At 43.0% G+C, this 18,444-nt stretch carries 19 protein-coding genes and 1 pseudogene; 10 read left to right on the forward strand and 10 right to left on the reverse strand.

Annotated features, from left to right (window positions below; translation table 11 throughout):
* Positions 1 to 1,283 (forward strand): tetratricopeptide repeat protein (locus TOL9009_RS41290; protein ID WP_144238481.1); only part of this gene is annotated, 1,283 nt, incomplete at its 5' end.
* A 210-nt stretch (positions 1,284 to 1,493) separates the two neighbouring features.
* Here TOL9009_RS41290 and TOL9009_RS0132685 read toward each other — a convergent pair.
* Positions 1,494 to 1,928 (reverse strand): hypothetical protein, encoded by a 435-nt coding sequence (locus TOL9009_RS0132685; RefSeq protein WP_313770086.1) that lies wholly within the window; start codon positions 1,926 to 1,928, stop codon positions 1,494 to 1,496.
* Between the two features lie 73 nt (positions 1,929 to 2,001).
* On the opposite strand from TOL9009_RS0132685, the gene TOL9009_RS0132690 reads away from it, so the two are divergent.
* From TOL9009_RS0132690 to TOL9009_RS0132715, 5 genes are all read left to right on the forward strand, one after another.
* Positions 2,002 to 2,187, forward strand: coding sequence for a hypothetical protein (locus TOL9009_RS0132690; protein ID WP_029637584.1), 186 nt, complete (start codon positions 2,002 to 2,004; stop codon positions 2,185 to 2,187).
* Positions 2,188 to 2,645: 458 nt separating this feature from the next.
* A complete protein-coding gene (locus tag TOL9009_RS0132695; RefSeq protein WP_029637585.1) occupies positions 2,646 to 4,346 on the forward strand; it encodes a serine/threonine protein kinase in 1,701 nt (566 codons plus the stop codon).
* Positions 4,347 to 4,639: 293 nt separating this feature from the next.
* Entirely contained in the window at positions 4,640 to 4,762 is a 123-nt protein-coding gene (locus TOL9009_RS49840) for a hypothetical protein (protein WP_260676002.1), read from the forward strand.
* A 239-nt stretch (positions 4,763 to 5,001) separates the two neighbouring features.
* The gene (locus TOL9009_RS0132710; protein WP_199341485.1) at positions 5,002 to 5,553 is read left to right on the forward strand and encodes a pentapeptide repeat-containing protein; all 552 of its coding nucleotides are present in this window, start codon (positions 5,002 to 5,004) and stop codon (positions 5,551 to 5,553) included.
* A gap of 220 nt (positions 5,554 to 5,773) precedes the next feature.
* The gene (locus tag TOL9009_RS0132715; protein WP_029637588.1) at positions 5,774 to 6,955 is read left to right on the forward strand and encodes a M20 family metallopeptidase; all 1,182 of its coding nucleotides are present in this window, start codon (positions 5,774 to 5,776) and stop codon (positions 6,953 to 6,955) included.
* Positions 6,956 to 7,215: 260 nt separating this feature from the next.
* On the opposite strand, the gene prfB is transcribed toward TOL9009_RS0132715, so the two are convergent.
* Positions 7,216 to 8,332 (reverse strand): peptide chain release factor 2 gene (gene prfB / locus TOL9009_RS0132720; protein WP_144238438.1). Its coding sequence is split into 2 segments (ribosomal slippage): positions 7,216 to 8,259 and positions 8,261 to 8,332, totalling 1,116 coding nucleotides; the frame shifts between segments, so codons are not numbered across the junction.
* Between the two features lie 231 nt (positions 8,333 to 8,563).
* Between prfB and TOL9009_RS0132725 the strand changes: the two genes are divergently transcribed.
* From TOL9009_RS0132725 to TOL9009_RS0132740, 4 genes and pseudogenes are all read left to right on the forward strand, one after another.
* Entirely contained in the window at positions 8,564 to 9,283 is a 720-nt protein-coding gene (locus TOL9009_RS0132725) for a GAF domain-containing protein (protein ID WP_260676003.1), read from the forward strand.
* A gap of 258 nt (positions 9,284 to 9,541) precedes the next feature.
* Positions 9,542 to 10,219 (forward strand): annotated as a pseudogene (locus TOL9009_RS49845) (acyltransferase); the annotation flags it as partial.
* A 48-nt stretch (positions 10,220 to 10,267) separates the two neighbouring features.
* Complete coding sequence (locus tag TOL9009_RS49850; RefSeq protein WP_398345586.1) at positions 10,268 to 10,783, forward strand: GAF domain-containing protein; 516 nt, start codon at positions 10,268 to 10,270, stop codon at positions 10,781 to 10,783.
* Positions 10,780 to 11,421, forward strand: a complete 642-nt coding sequence (locus TOL9009_RS0132740) for an HD domain-containing protein (RefSeq protein ID WP_029637591.1) — start codon at positions 10,780 to 10,782, stop codon at positions 11,419 to 11,421. The genes TOL9009_RS49850 and TOL9009_RS0132740 overlap by 4 nt, the downstream gene beginning before the upstream one ends.
* A gap of 417 nt (positions 11,422 to 11,838) precedes the next feature.
* Here TOL9009_RS0132740 and TOL9009_RS0132745 read toward each other — a convergent pair whose 3' ends face one another.
* The 8 genes from TOL9009_RS0132745 to cpcA all read right to left on the reverse strand — a co-directional run bounded on the left by TOL9009_RS0132745 (position 11,839) and on the right by cpcA (position 18,393).
* Positions 11,839 to 12,603 carry a phycobilisome rod-core linker polypeptide gene (locus TOL9009_RS0132745; protein ID WP_029637592.1) on the reverse strand — a complete coding sequence of 255 codons (765 nt, stop codon included), beginning with the start codon at positions 12,601 to 12,603 and terminating at the stop codon, positions 11,839 to 11,841.
* Positions 12,604 to 13,138: 535 nt separating this feature from the next.
* A complete protein-coding gene (locus tag TOL9009_RS0132750; protein ID WP_029637593.1) occupies positions 13,139 to 13,882 on the reverse strand; it encodes a phycobilisome rod-core linker polypeptide in 744 nt (247 codons plus the stop codon).
* 113 nt (positions 13,883 to 13,995) lie between these two features.
* Positions 13,996 to 14,829, reverse strand: a complete 834-nt coding sequence (locus TOL9009_RS0132755) for a phycobilisome rod-core linker polypeptide (protein WP_029637594.1) — start codon at positions 14,827 to 14,829, stop codon at positions 13,996 to 13,998.
* Positions 14,830 to 14,908: 79 nt separating this feature from the next.
* Entirely contained in the window at positions 14,909 to 15,514 is a 606-nt protein-coding gene (locus TOL9009_RS0132760) for a HEAT repeat domain-containing protein (RefSeq protein ID WP_029637595.1), read from the reverse strand.
* 102 nt (positions 15,515 to 15,616) lie between these two features.
* Complete coding sequence (locus tag TOL9009_RS0132765; RefSeq protein WP_029637596.1) at positions 15,617 to 16,447, reverse strand: HEAT repeat domain-containing protein; 831 nt, start codon at positions 16,445 to 16,447, stop codon at positions 15,617 to 15,619.
* Positions 16,448 to 16,475: 28 nt separating this feature from the next.
* Positions 16,476 to 16,733, reverse strand: a complete 258-nt coding sequence (locus TOL9009_RS0132770) for a phycobilisome linker polypeptide (RefSeq protein ID WP_029637597.1) — start codon at positions 16,731 to 16,733, stop codon at positions 16,476 to 16,478.
* A 144-nt stretch (positions 16,734 to 16,877) separates the two neighbouring features.
* Positions 16,878 to 17,738 (reverse strand): phycobilisome linker polypeptide, encoded by an 861-nt coding sequence (locus TOL9009_RS0132775; RefSeq protein ID WP_029637598.1) that lies wholly within the window; start codon positions 17,736 to 17,738, stop codon positions 16,878 to 16,880.
* A 166-nt stretch (positions 17,739 to 17,904) separates the two neighbouring features.
* On the reverse strand, positions 17,905 to 18,393 hold the full coding sequence (gene cpcA, locus TOL9009_RS0132780; protein WP_029637599.1) for a phycocyanin subunit alpha: 489 nt from the start codon (positions 18,391 to 18,393) through the stop codon (positions 17,905 to 17,907).
* Positions 18,394 to 18,444: the final 51 nt, after the last annotated feature.

Consider the following 18,444-nt stretch of genomic DNA (forward strand, 5'->3'; position numbering starts at 1 on the left):
GGCAAGATATGATAAGCGCGATCGCATCTTACAATCACGCTGTGAAAATAAAGAGTGATGACCCCAAAGCTTGGTACATGCTGGGTATTGCGCTGGGTAATTTGGGACAGTTTGAAGAAGCTGTTGCATCTTACGATGAAGCTGTGAATATAAAGAGTGATGACCACCAAGCTTGGTACAACCGGGGTGTTGCGCTGGGTAATTTAGGACGGTTTGAAGAAGCTGTTGCATCTTTCGATGAAGCTGTGAATATAAAGAGTGATGACCACCAAGCTTGGTACAACCGGGGTGTTGCGCTGGGTAATTTAGGACGGTTTGAAGAAGCTGTTGCATCTTTCGATGAAGCTGTGAAAATAAAGAGTGATTTACACGAAGCTTGGTACAACCGGGGTATTGCGCTCTCTGATTTAGGACGGTTGGAAGAAGCTGTTGCTTCTTACGATCAAGCTGTGAAAATAAAGAGTGATGACCACGATGCTTGGAACAACCGGGGTATTGCGCTCTTTAATTTGGGACGATTTGAAGAAGCTGTTGCTTCTTACGATCAAGCTGTGAAAATAAAGAGTGATGACCACGATGCTTGGAACAACCGGGGTGGTGCGCTCTTTAATTTGGGACGGTTTGAGGAAGCTGTTGCTTCTTTTGATGAAGCTGTGAAAATAAAGAGTGATGACCACGATGCTTGGAACAACCGGGGTATTGCGCTCTCTGATTTAGGACGGTTGGAAGAAGCTGTTGCTTCTTACGATCAAGCTGTGAAAATAAAGAGTGATGACCACGATGCTTGGAACAACCGGGGTATTGCGCTCTCTGATTTAGGACGGTTGGAAGAAGCTGTTGCTTCTTACGATCAAGCTGTGAAAATAAAGAGTGATAAACACGAAGCTTGGTACAACCGGGGTAATGCGCTCTCTGATTTGGGACGGTTTGAAGAAGCTGTTGCTTCTTACGATGAAGCTGTGAAATTAAAGAGTGATTACCACGAAGTTTGGGATAATCGCGGATATGCTTTATATAAACAGGGAAAATTGCCAGACGCAATTAAATCTTACGACCAAGCAATAGAAATAAAATCTGACGATGCAAATGTTTGGTACAATCGCGCTTCTGCCTATGGTGATTTAGGTGATGTTGATCAAGCCATAGAAAACCTGCAAACAGCGATTAATTTAGACGCCAAATATCGAGAAATGGCGAAAACAGACGCTGATTTTGATAGCATCCGTAATGATGTGCGGTTTCAAATGTTAATTGGAGAGTCCGGAAATAAAATTAAATTGTAGGGTGCGTTATGTCGCGATCAGCAAATCACACACACTGTAGAGACGTTCCACTGGAACGTCTTTACGACAGTTGCGATGTTTTTATTACTATTAATTAAACGAACATGATATTACATCAGGAATGAGCGCATAATTATGGAAAAACGAACCGCAGAGTACACAGAGAACACAGAGGAATAATAGTTTGGGAGGTATTTTGCGTAAGTCCTGTTACATGTTTAACAGGTTTAATGCTTGTTCCAAGTGCATTTTAGCTTTATGCAAATTAAGCAGCGTTTCTTGCTCATAGCGTTGGGGATACTCTAAACGCTTTCCTTGCATCGTTGCTCTAATTAATGCCGCTTGTTGATCGGTAGGTTCTCCCATTTGGTCGATCGCTTGTCCTAAGTCCTGATATCCTTTAAAGGTCATTCTCCTTAATCCTTCCCCTTCCCTCACCTGACGTAAGGCAATAGCCGCAAACGTCAATAGAACATCAATCCAACCAGTTTTATAGCTAGGATTACCGAGTGGCTTTAATCCATACTGCTTACACAGTCCCTTTAGTTCCCCAAGGGTTTTAATTTCCAATTCCGAACGAGTGAACATAAAATAATAATGTCCGTTGATTGATATTGATGGATTTAGGTGAGTAAAACTTTCCACGGTGTAACTCACCTAAAAACTAATTTATAACTATGCGGACATAGGTTTCAACCTATATTCACATTTCTCAATAATGCCTAACCCCAAAGGGAACCCAGAAAGTTTAGAGCCTCATAAACTAACTACTAATAGACCGGAGGCACTAACAGAGAAAATTACTGTCAGGGTTAGCCCTTCTATGAATGCCAGACTGAAAGCGTTAGATGATTATGCGGAATTTGTGAGACAGGCTATAGCTAAAGCGTTAGATGAACTATAGCGGTTCTCGCTTGGGTACAGTACAGTCAAACCTCACTTCCATTCCTCTCTCCTACAAGCTACGGTGTACACACAAGTCGGAAAAACCTCACCCTCGCTTTTAGCTACGCTAAAATCTTTCCCTCTCCTTATCAAGGAGAGGGATGTCCGGAACGGACAGGGTGAGGTTTTTCAAGATTTTGGGTAATTTGATAACTTGTGTGTACACGGTAGCCTACAAGGAGAGAGGCTTTGATTCTTGCTCCCCTTCCCTCGTAGGGAAGGGGTTGGGGGTTAGGTTTGCGAGAAAGTTGCACACGGCGTTAAGTAGTTACGCATCACGTCAGCTAAATTAGAGAAGGTATCTCTATAAGCATCATGATGATGTAAACAAGAATACTCAAATGAATGATTAAAACATTTAATTTGGGCTATTTGAGCATTATATAAGCATTTTTTATATATTAATGGTTAAAAGCCTTGAAGATAGGTACCTCAAACGTTCACTGCATAAATCCTGACTGTCAACGTCCTTATCCCCAGCTTTGGGGACAAAAGTTTTGTAATAGTTGTGGGGCAACGTTACAGTTATTAGACCGTTATATCCCTCTTGAACGTTTGGGTTCAGGAGGATTTGCCCAGATTTATACGGTTTGGGATGAAAAAAGCCAAACCGAGAAAGTGCTGAAAGTGTTGATCGAAAATTCAGCCAAAGCACTAGAATTGTTTACTCAAGAAGCTGCTGTATTAAGTAGTTTGCGACATCCTGGTGTTCCCAAAGTCGATAAAGATGGGAATTTTGAAATAGATTTGTCCAATCCACAACCACGCAAATTAGCTTGTTTGGTAATGGAAAAAATTGATGGGTTGACTCTAGAGGAAATTCTCGAACAATATCCTCAAGGATGTCCCGAAAAATTGGTGTTAAGTTGGCTTACCCAAACGGTGGAAATCTTACAGGAGTTGCACAAACGTCAAATTCTTCACCGGGATATTAAACCGAGTAATTTAATGTTGCGGACTTTTCCAGCTACCACACTTTTAAATAAGGGGGGAGTTGGAGAAAGTCGCTTGGTGTTGATTGATTTTGGTGGTGCAAAGCAATTTAATGAGAAAATACTTCGTTCTCAATCTGGTTCAACGAGGTTATTTTCTTCTGGTTACAGTCCACCAGAACAAGTTGTTGGGGGTAATGTCGGACCTGGGACTGATTTTTATGCCCTTGGTCGGACGATGATAGAATTACTTACAGGGAAGTATCCGCCAAAGTTGGAAGATCCGCAAACTGGGGAATTGCGCTGGCGTGGTGGAATTAATCTCAACCCTGAATTGGGAGATTTGCTTTCGGAAATGGTAGAAGAGGATGTGCGATCGCGTCCAACATCTTCAACAATAATTTTAAAACGTTTGGCGCAAATTTCTCAACCTCCACAACCAGACTTTTTCGCCATAATTATGCAAGCTATCCGGCAAGCGATCGCCGATTTTACGCAAGCAATAAGTAAAACTACTCTTTTCATCATCCAGACGATATTTAGAGTCTTCGGTGCTTGTGTGATGACCATTTGGACAATGGTTTTAAGCTGCATCGGTGCTGGTGTAGGTACAATTGCTGGTTATATTTTGGCGTATCACACAATTTTAGGCGATCGCGTTGGCGCAGTTGTATCTCAACGCTTACTTGGATTAATCCCAAATACTAACCATTTTTTCGGTTCTGAAATTATTTTATTTGCCACCGCTGGTTTGGGAACCGCATGGGGATTAACTCTTGCCGGAGGGTTTGGTCAACAACGACGGTTTATAGTAGCTTCAATGATGGGTATAATCGGCTACGGATTTAGCTGGTTAATGTTGCAATTAATTACACCCCAAGATGGAATTGAAGCATCAACGATTTCGATTTTGATTGCTGTTTTTGTTCTCACCCTTGGTTTAGGGCTACGCAGTCATCACATAGTTTACGCTGCGATCGCTTCAGGAGGCACGGCGATCGTCTTTGCGCTTTTGATCAGTTTCGGATTTTCGCCCACTGCATTTCTCTTTCACAATACACCCAACCAATGGAGTTTACTGCTAACTATTCTGTTTTTTAGTCTCGCCGGTTTGTTTGTCAGCTTCTGGTTAGCGGTGAGTCACTATCTCATCGTACCGGGATTGCGTTTTTTAGGTTGGCGTTGAGGGGGATGAGGGGGATGAGGGGACAAGGGGACAAGGGGACAAGGAGGCAGGGGAGGCAGGGGAAGATGAGGCAAATAGTTCTTTTTTCCCGATGCCCAATGCCCAATGCCCTATTAATCAAAATCCCCCTAGCTGCTTTTATCGTGCAACTAGGGGGACTTAATAAAGAGTGGGTTATAGAGTTTCAGTATAGTTCTTGATGTTTCTATTGTAGAATCTCTATATGCTTTTGACTAGTACTTATAACATAATTCATATTATTTTAATAATTATTTTATCATTTGTTCATATAGGTGGGCAAAACAGAGGGCAATTTACATACCAACCTCCCCAATGCCCCATGCCCAATGCCCCATGCCCAATGCCCAATGCCCAATGCCCAATGCCCAATGCCCAATGCCCAATGCCCCATATAAATAAAGATCCCCCCAAACCGTTTTTTTACTTAAGGTGTGGGGGGATCTCATAAAGAGTAGGCGATAGAGTTTCTGTATATTTGCTGACGAATACATTCTATAAGCGCGTGTTTTCTATTGACTAGCCCAAATGTGAGAATTTACAGTATTTTTACGACTTCTTTATTACTTCTTCATGGCGATCGCTTACTGAACAAGTCTTATATGTCAGTATAGCAATACATTCAAAGCCTAACTCTATGCAAAAAAATATTAAACTTAAAGTTGTCGCTACCGTAACGCTCTTAGCTTGTTTAGGGTTTACAGAGCAAGCCTTTGCATTCAATCAACAAGACATAGATAACTTGAAAGCAACAAGGTCTTGTCCACGCTGCGATTTGAGTGGTGCTGACTTAAGTCAAGCTAACCTAGTAGGAGCAAATTTACGAGAAGCTAACTTAAAAGGTGCGACTTTATCTGGTGCTAATCTCAAGAATGCAGATTTAACAAGTGCAAATCTGGAAGGTGCGGTAATGAATTCTACCAATCTGTATGGTGCTTCCATGACGGGTACTAATTTGAAATCAGCATCGCTGGAAAATGCCGATTTGAGATTTGCAGGTTTAATTAGCGCCAATTTGGAAGCAGCTAACTTGAAAGGTGCTAAATTGGACTTTACCAATTTCCGGGGGGCATACTTCCGACTGACAACTCTGCCAGTTGGCACCGTCACATCTGATAAACCCTATGGGTGGTCATTGCAAGAAGGAACAGAAGACCCGAAAAAGAAACCACGGGAATCTAAAAAATAGGGCATTAGGCAATTTGAGGAGGGGGAAAGGGGAAAGGGGTCGGGGATAAGAGGGGAAAAGGGAAAGGGGGAAAGGGGAAAGGTATGGAAATAAAATACAGATTTATTCACTATAACTCTATATTTCTTACCCTTTCCCCTTTTTTCCTTTCCCCTTTCCCCCTCCCCAGAAGGTAACGTTTCTTTATGATGGGAAACAAGCCTGTAGATTAGTTTTTTCGATGCTTACCCGTATTAAAGACTTAGCAATAAAACTAGCGCCTCGTTTAATTGAAATTCGTCGCCATATTCACTCTCACCCAGAACTCAGCGGTCAGGAATACCAAACAGCAGCTTTTGTTGCTGGTGTTTTGTCTTCTAGTGGTCTTCATGTACAAGAGGGTATTGGTAAAACTGGTGTCATTGGAGAACTGCAAGGAACTGGTAACGATAATCGTTTATTGGCAATTCGTACAGATATGGACGCTTTGCCAATCCAAGAACGTACTAATTTGGAATATGCCTCTCGTCAACAAGGTATAATGCACGCTTGCGGTCATGATGTGCATACTACAGTTGGTTTGGGAACAGCAATGGTATTGTCCCAAGTAGCAGAGGAGTTGCCTGGTAAGATCCGATTTTTATTTCAGCCAGCAGAGGAAATTGCTCAAGGGGCAAACTGGATGGTAGCAGATGGGGCAATGGAAAATGTCTCAGCTGTGTTGGGAATTCATGTTTTCCCCTCAATACCCGCAGGTTCAATTGGTGTGCGTTATGGTGCGTTGACGGCAGCGGCTGACGATCTAGAGATTATTATTATCGGTGAATCTGGACATGGCGCTCGTCCTCATGAGGCGATTGATGCCATCTGGATTGCCGCGCAAGTAATTACTACACTGCAACAAGCGATTAGCCGGACGCAGAATCCGTTGCGTCCAGTGGTATTAAGTATAGGGAAAATTAATGGTGGTAGAGCGCCGAATGTGATTGCAGATCATGTGCAGTTGTTGGGAACCGTGCGATCGCTTCATCCGGAAACTCGTGCTAATCTACCAAAATGGATTGAAAAAATCATCGCTAATGTCTGCAATTCATACGGGGCAGGCTATCAAGTTAATTACCGCCAAGGTGTGCCTAGCGTGCAGAATGATTATGCTTTAACACAGTTGTTACAATCATCTGCCGAAGAAGCATTTTCGAGCGATCGCATTCAAGTATTACCCGAACCCTCTCTTGGTGCTGAAGATTTTTCTGTTTATTTAGAACATGCGCCAGGTTCTATGTTTCGCTTGGGTGTAGGCTACAAAGATAGAAGCATTAATCACCCTTTACACCATCCCCAATTTGAAGTAGATGAATCTGCCATTATCACCGGAGTTGTAACTATGGCATATAGCGCTTATAAATATTGGACACACGGTTAATAACTCAGTCTCTAAAGGATTTTGAGGCTTTTAATTGTTAATTTAAGTAGCAAACAAGTAACAGTGAAGTACCTACGCCGACTGCTGGACAGTACGGCGTAGGCTCAAATACTCATATGTCCTCCAATTTCGTTTGGCGTAGCCAAATATTAATTGGAGGACTATTCGTATTTGTTCCGTTATTCATTCCGGCACTGATTCCTAAGAAGGAATACAGTGCGGGACTTCTAACGGGAAAGAGTTAAAACCAAATGAGGATATCAATTACTTTCAACCAGCTGATTTTCTTGCCGTAAGTAAGATTGGATGAACATGTCAATTTCGCCGTTCATGACATCGCCGATCGCTGTAGTTTCCACATTGGTACGCAAATCCTTTACCATTTGGTAAGGGTGAAACACATAGTTACGGATTTGGTTTCCCCAAGAGGCTTCGACCATATCACCCCGAATTTGGGCAATTTCTTGAGCGTGTTGCTCTTTAGCGATAACTAACAGCCTTGCTTTCAAGCGAGCGAGAGCTTTCTCTTTATTTTGCAGTTGACTGCGTTCTTCTGTACAACGGACGGCAAGACCGGTGGGAAGGTGAACAACTCGGACTGCTGTTTCCACTTTGTTGACATTTTGCCCACCTTTACCACCAGCTCTAGATGTGGTAATTTCCAAATCCTTATCTGGAATATCTAGTTTTACGGTATTATCTATTTGCGGCATCACTTCCACCCCTGCAAAACTAGTTTGGCGTTTGCCGTTGGCATTGAAGGGTGAAATTCGCACTAGGCGATGAGTGCCTGTTTCCGATCGCAAGTAGCCGTAGGCATACCGACCTGTAATTTCTATGGTTACTGATTTGATTCCCGCTTCATCACCTTCGGAAAGTTCGCTAGAAGTAACTTTATAACCTTGCCTTTCTGCCCAACGAGTGTACATCCGCAACAGCATTTCTGTCCAGTCTTGGGCATCTGTTCCACCAGCGCCGGCGTTAATCGTCAGGACTGCGCCTTTTTCGTCGAATTGACCGGAAAGTAGCTGTTGTAACTCCCATTGGTCGAGTTCGCGATTAAGCTTAGTGACAGTATATTCGGCTTCTTGGAGTAATCCCTCATCGCTTTCTAACTGCAAAAGCTCAAAAACTGCTTGGGTATCTTCTAAGCTGGCTTGCCACTGATGATACTGCGACAAATGTACTTTCAGGTTGTCAAGTTCTTGTAAAGTTTCTTGAGCCTGGGTTTGGTTGTCCCAAAATTCCGGCTGTGCGGATATTTGTTCTAAATCTTGAATTTTAGCTGTCAGTGCAGGGATGTCAAAGATAGTCCTGAGTTTTACCCAGGCGATTAGATAACGTTTCGATTTCGCGTTTGAGTTCTAAAACTTCCATAGGCTTGTGTGAAATAACGAGTGCTTTATATTTTAGGCGATCGCTCTATATCTATTAATTTTAGTATACTTGACCACACCGTTGCTCTATTTATAAATGAAAAGCGGTGTATGTCTGATTCTTTATGCTTCATTTTGACGAGGCAAAAATGCGATCGCTTTGTCTGACAATTTCATTTGGTGACATTTACACCGATTTTTGCAAATGAAAAAGTTATAATTTGCTTAAAAAATGCTGGAGTTTAGCATGATATTTTGGGGAAATCACACTGGTCAACCAATGCCTTATAGAGGCTGGAATGTAGTTGTCGGTAACAGGAGAAATAACACAAAAGCTAAATTTGTTGCCTCTATTAATAAGCTACTCAAGTGGCTGCAAGAGTATATATCGGTAGATACAGTAACGCTGCTGCTTCCTGTGGAAAATCAACAGCATCTAGCTGTATACGCGACTTTGGGACTAGAGGAGGAGATTGTAGGACAGATCCGTATTCCCATTGGGTCAGGAATTGCTGGTCGCATTGCTCTTAGTATGCAGCCGATGATAATTGATGATATGTCGGCGGTGGAAGTCTTCAGTCCAATTCTGCGCGAGAAAGGTTTGCGATCGCTTGTGGGTATTCCAATACCGTTCAATGAACAATTAGTTGGAGTTTTACATGTCGGTACGTTTGATTCTCATCACTTTAACGAACGTGATGTACAGCAGTTGGAATTAATTGCACATCGCCTGAAGTTGATCGTAGGGAATGGAGATGTGTTGAATTTTGAGTGCGATCGGCATCACAATGTCGGAAGACTTATATCCTACATTAATATTATCCATCGGGAATTTTTGCTTAATTTATCTGCCTTGAAAAAGCAAATTATTCAATTAAAAAGCCTGTTCAAAACTTTCTATAATTCATCTATCCAGAGATACATCTACGCATTTAGCATTATGCAATCATAACTAGATTAAGATTTTGGCGTTGCTGATCGCACCATGAATCCGGATGTAGAGACGCGATACAAAGAGCCTCTTTACAAGGGTTTGGAATCACGCACAATCATTTTCATACATCTAATCAGCAAAGCCAAGATTTTTATTATTTATTTTGCAACCACGGTTACTAAAAAAGTATTATTTGATTATTGACAGCTAATTGAAACTTTTGATAGCGTAATTGCTTCAATATTAACAGTCTACTTATTTTGGAGTTATCAAACAATGAATACAAAACAATCTACTTCAAGATGGATGCGATTAAAAGAAGTTTTGGTTACTACTTTCCTGGGTTGGATTCCATCAATTGCTTTCGGTGCAAAGTTACGAAATTTACTATATCGTAGTATTATTGCCCGTATTGGTAGCTCAGTTTATATTCAAAACGGCGTTGAATTTCTGGGCAGTTCTTGCATAGAAATAAGCGATGGAGTGCATATTTTCAAGAATGTCCGTTTAGATGCAAAAGGACATGAAAACAATAAAATTTATCTTGGACAAGGAGTAGCCCTAGAGCGTGGTGTTGAAATTGGATCGTTAGAAAATAGCTCTATTCATATTAGTGAAAATACATATATCGCTCCTTACGTTTGTATCGCTGGTCCTGGCAACATAAAAATTGGTAAGCACTGTATGATTGCATCTCACTCGGGGATATATGCTAACAATCATAATTTTGCTGACCTGAATGTGTTAATCAGAGAACAAGGTGTGACTCGCAAGGGAATTATTATAGAGGATAATTGTTGGCTTGGACATGGAGTGACAGTATTAGATGGAGTCACCATCGGTCAAGGTAGTGTGATTGGTGCAGGATCGGTTGTTAGCAAAGATATCCCTGCGTTCTCGGTTGCAGTGGGTGTGCCGGCAAAAGTGATCCGCGATCGCCAAGATAAAGAACTAGATAATAACAGCCGCCTCGACATTAAGCTAAGTGCAGCTCTAGCTAAAATTGAGAAGACTCCTGAACTAAGTTATTCACAGACAGGAGATGATACTGTATCTCCTCATTTTGTTTTGGAAAATCTGCTTTCCGTGCTGCTTGACTGCATCCGTCAAGTAATGAATGTGGATACAATTACGATTTTATTGCCCACAAAGAACGGGCAGCAATTAGCCGTATGCGCTAGCATCGGTCTTGAAGAAGAAATTGTAGAAGCTGTGCGAATTCCTATAGGGCAAGGCTTTGCAGGTCATATAGCCGCAAGTGGTGAGCAAATGATTGTAGACGATTTGTCAAAAGTAGAAGTTGTAAGTCCGATTTTGCGGAATAGGGGAATTCAATCAATGATCGGTGTCCCTTTGCTGCTGAAAGAGGGGGCAAGTGGTGTGTTTCATGTTGGCACGTTTCGTCACTGTGAATTCACCAAAGATGATGTACAGCGACTGCAACTTGTAGGCGATCGCATTGGATCGGCAATTGAACCGTTTGTTACAGAGATACTGGAAACTTCTCAGTCTAAATGAAACTTGACTCATCATTATTTTGTCAATGGCAGCACACACTCTCTAGTTTTGAAGTAGACCAACTAGCAGCACACAACGCATTTAATCTTTTAGTTGAGGCTTACTCTAGTAGCGTTCGCTATTACCATACGCTCAAACACATTTATCACGTTCTCAAAACTATTGACAATTTGCAAGCTTACACCAGAAACCTAGCTGCGGTTCAACTTGCTGCCTGGTTTCACGATGTAGTTTATGACACGAAAGCTCAAAAGAATGAAGAAAAAAGCGCTGATTATGCTTATGAATTGCTGAGTATTTTGGGCATTCCTCTTAGTAATATTAGCGCTGTAACTTGTCTGATTCTAAACACCAAAAATCATCAAGCTACGGCAGATGACTTTGATAGTCAAGTCCTACTTGATGCTGATTTGGCAATTTTGGCTGCTAACCCAGTCCAATATCGAGAATACGCTCTTTACATTCGCCAGGAATATGCTTGGGTATCAGAAGCAGAATATATTGTGGGTCGCGCTCATGTTTTAGAGAGCTTTTTGCAGCGTCAGCGTATTTACTTCACAACTTTGATGTTCGAGGTTGGGGAAAAAGCTGCTCGTTGCAATATTAATGCAGAAATTCAATCCTTGTTAGCTCAATAATTTTAGTAAGCGCGATTGGGACTTTTAACACCGCTTTCTCAAAAAAATCGTCCGTCAATGCTGGAATATCAGAGTAGTCAATATCATCATCTGACATTAATTCTAATGCTGTCCAATTAGTACGAGAGGTATTTTTCAAATCAGTGCGTAAGTCCTAAAAATGTACAATTCATATGTTTTATCATCCTTGGTCATTGAAACTTCTCCTAGGAAAATCGGTAGCTTTCAATTATTCCACTAATAATTTTAAATCAATGACAATAAAGTTAGTTGAGGATTTCATTGTGCGCTTTTTTATAGTACAAAAAACTACTGGGTCTAGTCTCCACTTAACGCAACGCCTAGCTATCAGCTAATTGTCACACCAACACGGAAACCAGACCCAGTATAAAATTTTAGGTATTTCTAGTTGAAATCCTAGCGTCTACCACGAGATGGCACGAGGCTGAGAAAATCGCCGAGGTCAAAAGCAGAAATCTTTTGAGCGTAATTATTTGACGTATCAATGGAGGCTGCCATATCCGCATATTTACTGGGATCACCTTCTGGCAAGCGCCGTTCTTTGGACTTGCGGCTATAGTATTTGTCCAGAGTGAAGCGCCAGTCTGTTTTAACGGTGCCTTCTCTTTCTTGGAAGTCTTCGCCGTAGCGAGGAGTAACCAAGTTGTAGGGGCGTCCTTCCATGCGCTTGCGTTGGTAAGGTACGGTGTTTTCGCCAAATGCGCTGGTGTACTCTTCACTATCAATTAAGGCATCAACAAAGCCACTAAAGCCTTTGGTGCCAATCACAATTGACCAAGCGATTTCTTCTTGTTTGTTGTAAGAAGAACGACCTAAAAACCGCTTGAGGGAAATGTCTACTAAGCGGTAATTGTTATTAACTGAGACAACTAAACGGTAGAAAGCCTCAGATTTGGCTAAACCACGGATGAAGTCGCGTACAGTTAGCGAGCCATTTTTCAGTTGAGATTCGAGGTTTTTCTGGCGGTTAAAGGTGAGAATCTCATGTTCTGAGAAAACTTGGCGATAGCCCGCCCAAATGATATTTTGCATGTCAGTATAGCTGCTGACATCTTCTATTCTGTAGATGTATGGTGTTTCTTCATCTAAATCAGCTTTGCCAAAGCTTTTGACTCGTTGATTTTGACTGCTGGGTTTGTATTGAAGTAATGGCAGTGCCATGCTGCAATCTTCCTCGTAATTTATTAAACGTCATTGCAAGAGAAACTGAAAACTGAAAGAGGTTTGATTACTCAAAATCCTCATCGAAACTCCTCGCGGTCTGAAACCTCGTCCTTGCAGGACGCATTTATATTTGCTCCATTACACGGGGGTTACAAAATTTAAGTGTGCTATTGTGTTGCACTTTCAACGGGACAATTACCGTTTCAAACTTTTCACCCTGTACGCATAACAGTTTTGCTCAAACGAGCCTCCCTTTCGGGGTAAAGTTAGCCTTGACCAGTTATAAGAGCTTTTTGGGCTTGCAACACTGTTCCAGTGACCTTAGAACTGTTTAATCACAAGCGACAGAGCGGGGGACTGGCTGCGTATCCCAAGGTGTCGTGACTCAAATAACGGCTACCTATTACTAGGTGGTCGGGTCAGAATGGCTTGCATTTTCATGCAAGCCCTATGCCTTTAGGCTAGGGTTCCTGACTCTTTATTTATTGTCCCTTATTTAGATTTGGGATTTTAGATTTAATCTCAAATCAATTTACCGGAAGGGAAAACTAGCGCTGGAACTAACAGAAACAGGAATACCTTGGGGCTTGGTATTCTTTGTCATGTCAGGAATTTGGATATTAGCAGTGCTAACTGGTGTAGGGTTAACAGTCCTAATCTGAATTCCACTCGCCATCTCTAGGAAGTTACTGATATCGCCAGACTTGTAACGCTCATTTTCTTCCTTATCGCGCCAGTAATTACCGTAGCGAGGTGTCACTAAGTTAAAGGGTCTATCTTTGTACCGACGTCGTTGATAGGGAACTGTATTCTCGCCAAAGTTGGTTAGATACTCTTCGCTATCTAGCAATGCATCGACAAAGCCACCCCAACCGAGGGTTGCTATCTTGATTGACCAAGCGATTTCTTCGTCTTTATTATAAGACGTGCGCCCCAAAAGCCGTTTGAGACAAACTTCAACGATGCGGTAGTTAGAGTTTGTCTCTACTACCAAACGCCGAAACGCCTCAGATTTTGCCAAACCCCGAATGAAGTCGCGCACGGTAATTGCGCGGTTCTTCAACTGAGATTCGAGGTTTTTTTGGCGGTGAAATTTCAGGGTTTCGTGTTCGCTGAAAATCTGCCGATAAGCAGCCCAAATTAAGTTTTGGATTTCGGTATCATAACCACAGTCTTCTATGCGGTAAGTTCTGGGGGTGTCTTCGTTACCGACTTCATAACCAGCTACGCGCTGGTTTTGAGAACTGGGTTTGTATTGTAGTAGAGGGATTGACATTGGTATTTGTCTTGTTGTTTTTGTTAGTTGTTGGTTGTTGATAGTGGGTGGTTGTTAGTTGATGGTTAACAGTTATCGACTATCTACGCTCCTACTAACCATTACGCGATTTCCTAGGTTGTTTTGTTTCCTGGGATGTAACGATAAGGCAAAGCAACTTCCGTAGGTTTGACGATAGTTTGTGTACCTTGTTTGGAGGACTCAGGCAGGCTGATATTTGAAATGTAATTTCTGGCGCGATCGCTCGATCGCTGGTAATCCATCCCGCCTGGTGATATACTCGCAGCCATTGACAAGAATGTGTCCGGAATTGCTTGACGAACTCCGCGTTGTACAGATTCTCCTGTGCGTACCGCTTGATAAAAGGAACGTCCTTCTAAGTATTGTCCCAATAGGCGATTGCGATAATATGCATCGTACCGGGGGTTAACTAAGTTGAAGGGTCTATCTTTAAAGCGGCGGCGTTGGAAGGGTACAATGTCGTTGCCAAAGTTGTTTAGATACTCTTCGGAGTCAAGCAAGATGTCGATGAAACCGTGCAAGCCTTTGGTGGCAATCACAATTGACCATGCAATTTCTTCGTCTTTGCCGTAGCTAGCACGTCCTAAAAACCGCTTTAAGCTGATGTCAACTAGGCGGTAATTAGAGTTAGTTTCTCCAACTAGTTCCCAATAAACGTCAGTTTTACCTAATCCGCGAATCAAATCGCGAACGGTAATCGCCCGATTTCGCAGTTGTGATTCTAAAAAGGCTTGGCGATGTCTTTTTAAAATTAAGTGTTCGCTGAAGATTTGCCGATATGCTGCCCAAATGATGGCATCAATATCTGCATCTTCAGAGGTTGGTGTTAACCGATAAGGTTGTGGGGTGTCTTCGCTAGGTACTTCGTACCCTTCAACACGCTGATTTTGCGAGTTGGGAGTATATTCAAGTAGTGGGATTGTCATCTTGACTTTTACCTTTTTTTATGATATAAATCCATGACGCGATAAATGGCATCTTTACAACACGCGATAAATCGCGTCTCTACACTTTTAATTGCGCTAGTTGTACGCGGGCACAGACTGCTTTCTCGGTGTCAGTGAAGAGCATTTCTTTGAATCTAGCCTGAATAGGCGATCGCAAATCAGGAATTTTCGCCAATGCTTGCAACCCGACGACAGCAGCATAACGAATTGACCAGTCTGAGTCAGTAGAAATATTGACTAATGTTTCCAAACATCGAGACAGGGCAGATACGCGATCTTTATCGTTCAGTTTATGCCAGTGTAAGTTTCCTAACCCTTTGGCAGCGGCACGACGGACACTTGGGGCAAAGTCGGTGGCGGCAGCTGTGAGTAATATTTCTATAGCGCGGGGGTCAGCGATCGCACTCAAGGCACGAATCGAGTAAGCCCGTGCGCCATAATTATAATCATCAATTTGAGAGAGCAATTGCGGCACTGCTACTTCCCCCAATTCCACCAGTCCGGCAACTGCCAAAGAAGCTGCGGTTGGGTTGTTATAACCAAACACAGCAATTAAGGTAGGAATTGCCGCTTCATCTTTCGCGGCTACCAACTTCTGCACTGCTGCCACCATCAAGGCTGGTGAATCAGCCGACTCGACGGCGCTAATTAGTTCTTTAATCATTGCTAAGAGTGTTAGTTGTTGTTTGTTAGTTGTTAGAGTTGTTAGTTGTTGGTTTTTGACCACTAACACTCTTTCCAATAACCACTAACCAATAACTAATAACTACAAAAGCGCATCCATCAGGTTCATCACCCGGATGGTGTCATCATTAAGTGAAAGTGCATCTAACTCTCTTTGGAGTTGATGCTCTAACAATCCTTTGAGAGCGATGAGTTTAAAGCTATTTTCAACTTTTGCGATCGCGATCGCATCTGCTGCTGCTAGATATCCGATTGCACCCAAATCCCCCAAGACAACGCGGCGCAATTTTAGATCGTCGCTGTCCAACGCTTTCACTAAGCGATCGCCATAACTGGTATCTCGTGTTAGTTGGTACATTGCTCTAGTTGCGGCGCATTGCAGTCGTGGTAGTGGATGCTCTAGGAAAGGTTGAATTAGGGGAATAGCCTCTGTTGCCCCAATCGCTCCCAAAGCTTCTAATACGGCTTCATAGGGCTGGACTAAGTGCGGGCGTCCGGGTACTTGGATGGCTGCGGCAACACCCCCTTCTAACAGTTTTGCCAGTGCTGGGGCGGCATCTGAGGCACGCAACATTTCCAGAGATTGGGCAGATGCTTCACGCACGTAGAAGTCGGGGCAGTCCAAGGACTTAATTAAGCCATCAACAGCTTGTGTATCGCCTAATTTCCCTAACGCTCTTGCTGCATTGCGTCGCAGAGGATAGCCTCCGAGTTCTGTTCTGTCGGCTTCATCCTCTAACGCTGCAATTAAAGCATTTACAGCAGCTTTGGAATTAACGCGGAATTTGCCCAACCACCAAGCTGCGTAATAGCGAAGACCTGTATCTGGTGATGTCAGATTGGCGATCGCTTGTTCAGAGTTTAGCGGTGGTGCGTTTTCTGCTAGATGTTCTTCCGCGCCATTTTCTCTCATTGCCCTCGTCTTAGTTATGCTCTTGAAATTAGCTATCTGCACCAAGTGCTGATTGAGCTGTCAACGGCTCAATTTTGACAATTGTGCCGCCCATACGTGTAATCCGCTGCATTTCTTCATTCATCCGGTTGTATGGAACTGTGACATACACGCTGCCACTGTTACGGATTTCATAGTTATTTTTGTCGTTTTCGGAGTTTTGTCGCAAGCCTGTGACTTCGTAACGAAACATCCGGCTACTTGCGCTAGAAATGCCACCGGTACCAACTGTGGTTTGACCGAACATATGATTAATTTCTCCTTTAGTATTTTGCGTTCATCATTGGAGCGTTGTTAGTAGTTAGTTGTTAGTTGTTAGTTGTTAATTGTTAATTCAATTTCTTGACAACTATCCACTATCCACTAACTACTAACAACTAACAACTACCAATTAAGCTGGTGACACGCTGACGATTTTGCCACCTTGCTTTTGGATTTGCTGCATCTTTTCCGAAAGCCGTTCGTAGGGTACGACGATGGCGTAGCTGCTGCGACGCACGCGGGGATACCCAGGACTTAGCTGTCCGGTTACTTCGATGCGGTAAACGCGATCGCCTACACCCACTGCGTTACCCATATTTCTTCTGGGTGTTACATCTGCGCTGGCGCGGAAACTCCAGTTATCGTTGCTACCTGATGGTCCAACAATTGAGGAAGCGCTATTGGTTCCCAATTCCCGTGCGAGGCGAGATTTTGTGCCTTCTACTTGCGAGCGATCGCTGTTGGCATAACCCCGGTATAACCTAAACATCCGGTTAAAACCGACAGTTCTGCTACCTGCTTGCACATCAAAACCGCGATAGTAGGGCACAATATTGTCGCCGAAGTTGGTTTGATATTCGGTTGAATCAATGTATGAGTCTATTTCCGCGTCGTATCCTTGGTTTTCGTATAGATCCAAGTGATAAACTACTTCTGATTCATCGTAGGGAGCGCGACCCAACAAATGCTTGTAGTTGAGTTCGATTACCCTAGTTTGGAAACTATTGTAGAAAAACTTGTTTTTGTAAAGTTCTGATTTGGCAACGCTGCGGACAAATTCCCGCACTGTTAGGTTGCCATCCCGCAGTAGTGATTCTGGGCTTTTGAGGCGTTCTGATGCCATCAAATAGTCATTTCCTAAGACTTGCCGATACACGGCACGAATCACTGCTTCCACGTCTTCTTTCGTGGCATTGGGACGCAGTTCAATTCGTCCTGCTTCACTAAAAGCTTCTGTTCCTAGCCTGGATGCTGCTGCTGTAATCGCCATTTTTATTTCCCCCTTGTCGAAAGCACTACGTCGTCGGCTGCTCTTGCTGCGTGCGTGTGATAAGTATTTTTTATCTATATTCCAGATAAAACGATGCCCGGAGCGAGATCCAACTGCTAGGTGATTTCATCCAGCACTTGCATCCCTCTCCGGGCCCGATCGCTATCTAGCTTAATGCGTTGATTGCGTAGTCGAGGTAGGTGTTGGCTTCGTTAGCAGCTTGACCACTCAAACCATGATTAGATTTGATGTGCTTCAGAGCTTCTACATACCAGCTGGGAGACAAGTCGAAGGAGCGGTTGATCTCATCCAAACCAGCAATTAAGTACTCATCCAAAGGACCAGTGCCACCAGCTACTAAGCTGTAAGTAACAATCCGTAGATAGTGACCAATGTCACGGGAACACTTAGCTTTACCACGAGAATCAGCAGCAAATTGAGGACCTGATGTTTGGGTGGTGTAACCGTACTTTTGATAAACAGCTTGAGCTGCGCCATCAATTAGGCGTTGAGCATTAGAGGTCAATCCACGAGCAGCTTCCATGCTGGCAGCTGCGCGGTCAAAACGACCGTTAACGGCTTGGAGTTCGGTGTTGCCCAAGAAACGTCCTTGGGTATCAGCAGCTGCGATCGCTTCGGTAATTGGTGTTTTCATTGTGTATAATCTCCTTCTTTTTTCGTAGCTTTTGCCTATCAACCTAAATCT

Origin of the sequence: [Scytonema hofmanni] UTEX 2349, from assembly GCF_000582685.1 — a bacterium.
Taxonomy (GTDB): domain Bacteria; phylum Cyanobacteriota; class Cyanobacteriia; order Cyanobacteriales; family Nostocaceae; genus Hassallia; species Hassallia hofmanni.

What these genes read in the sequence shown, in the direction of transcription:
- TOL9009_RS0132745 (WP_029637592.1), bottom strand. Translation starts at nt 12,603, where the DNA reads ATGGCACTGCCATTACTTCAATACAAACCCAGCAGTCAAAATCAACGA.
- TOL9009_RS0132715 (WP_029637588.1), top strand. Translation starts at nt 5,774, where the DNA reads ATGCTTACCCGTATTAAAGACTTAGCAATAAAACTAGCGCCTCGTTTA.
- TOL9009_RS0132755 (WP_029637594.1), bottom strand. Translation starts at nt 14,829, where the DNA reads ATGACAATCCCACTACTTGAATATACTCCCAACTCGCAAAATCAGCGT.
- TOL9009_RS0132760 (WP_029637595.1), bottom strand. Translation starts at nt 15,514, where the DNA reads ATGATTAAAGAACTAATTAGCGCCGTCGAGTCGGCTGATTCACCAGCC.
- TOL9009_RS0132725 (WP_260676003.1), top strand. Translation starts at nt 8,564, where the DNA reads ATGCTGGAGTTTAGCATGATATTTTGGGGAAATCACACTGGTCAACCA.
- TOL9009_RS0132740 (WP_029637591.1), top strand. Translation starts at nt 10,780, where the DNA reads ATGAAACTTGACTCATCATTATTTTGTCAATGGCAGCACACACTCTCT.
- TOL9009_RS0132775 (WP_029637598.1), bottom strand. Translation starts at nt 17,738, where the DNA reads ATGGCGATTACAGCAGCAGCATCCAGGCTAGGAACAGAAGCTTTTAGT.
- TOL9009_RS0132770 (WP_029637597.1), bottom strand. Translation starts at nt 16,733, where the DNA reads ATGTTCGGTCAAACCACAGTTGGTACCGGTGGCATTTCTAGCGCAAGT.
- cpcA (WP_029637599.1), bottom strand. Translation starts at nt 18,393, where the DNA reads ATGAAAACACCAATTACCGAAGCGATCGCAGCTGCTGATACCCAAGGA.
- TOL9009_RS0132765 (WP_029637596.1), bottom strand. Translation starts at nt 16,447, where the DNA reads ATGAGAGAAAATGGCGCGGAAGAACATCTAGCAGAAAACGCACCACCG.
- TOL9009_RS0132750 (WP_029637593.1), bottom strand. Translation starts at nt 13,882, where the DNA reads ATGTCAATCCCTCTACTACAATACAAACCCAGTTCTCAAAACCAGCGC.
- TOL9009_RS0132710 (WP_199341485.1), top strand. Translation starts at nt 5,002, where the DNA reads ATGCAAAAAAATATTAAACTTAAAGTTGTCGCTACCGTAACGCTCTTA.
- TOL9009_RS0132690 (WP_029637584.1), top strand. Translation starts at nt 2,002, where the DNA reads ATGCCTAACCCCAAAGGGAACCCAGAAAGTTTAGAGCCTCATAAACTA.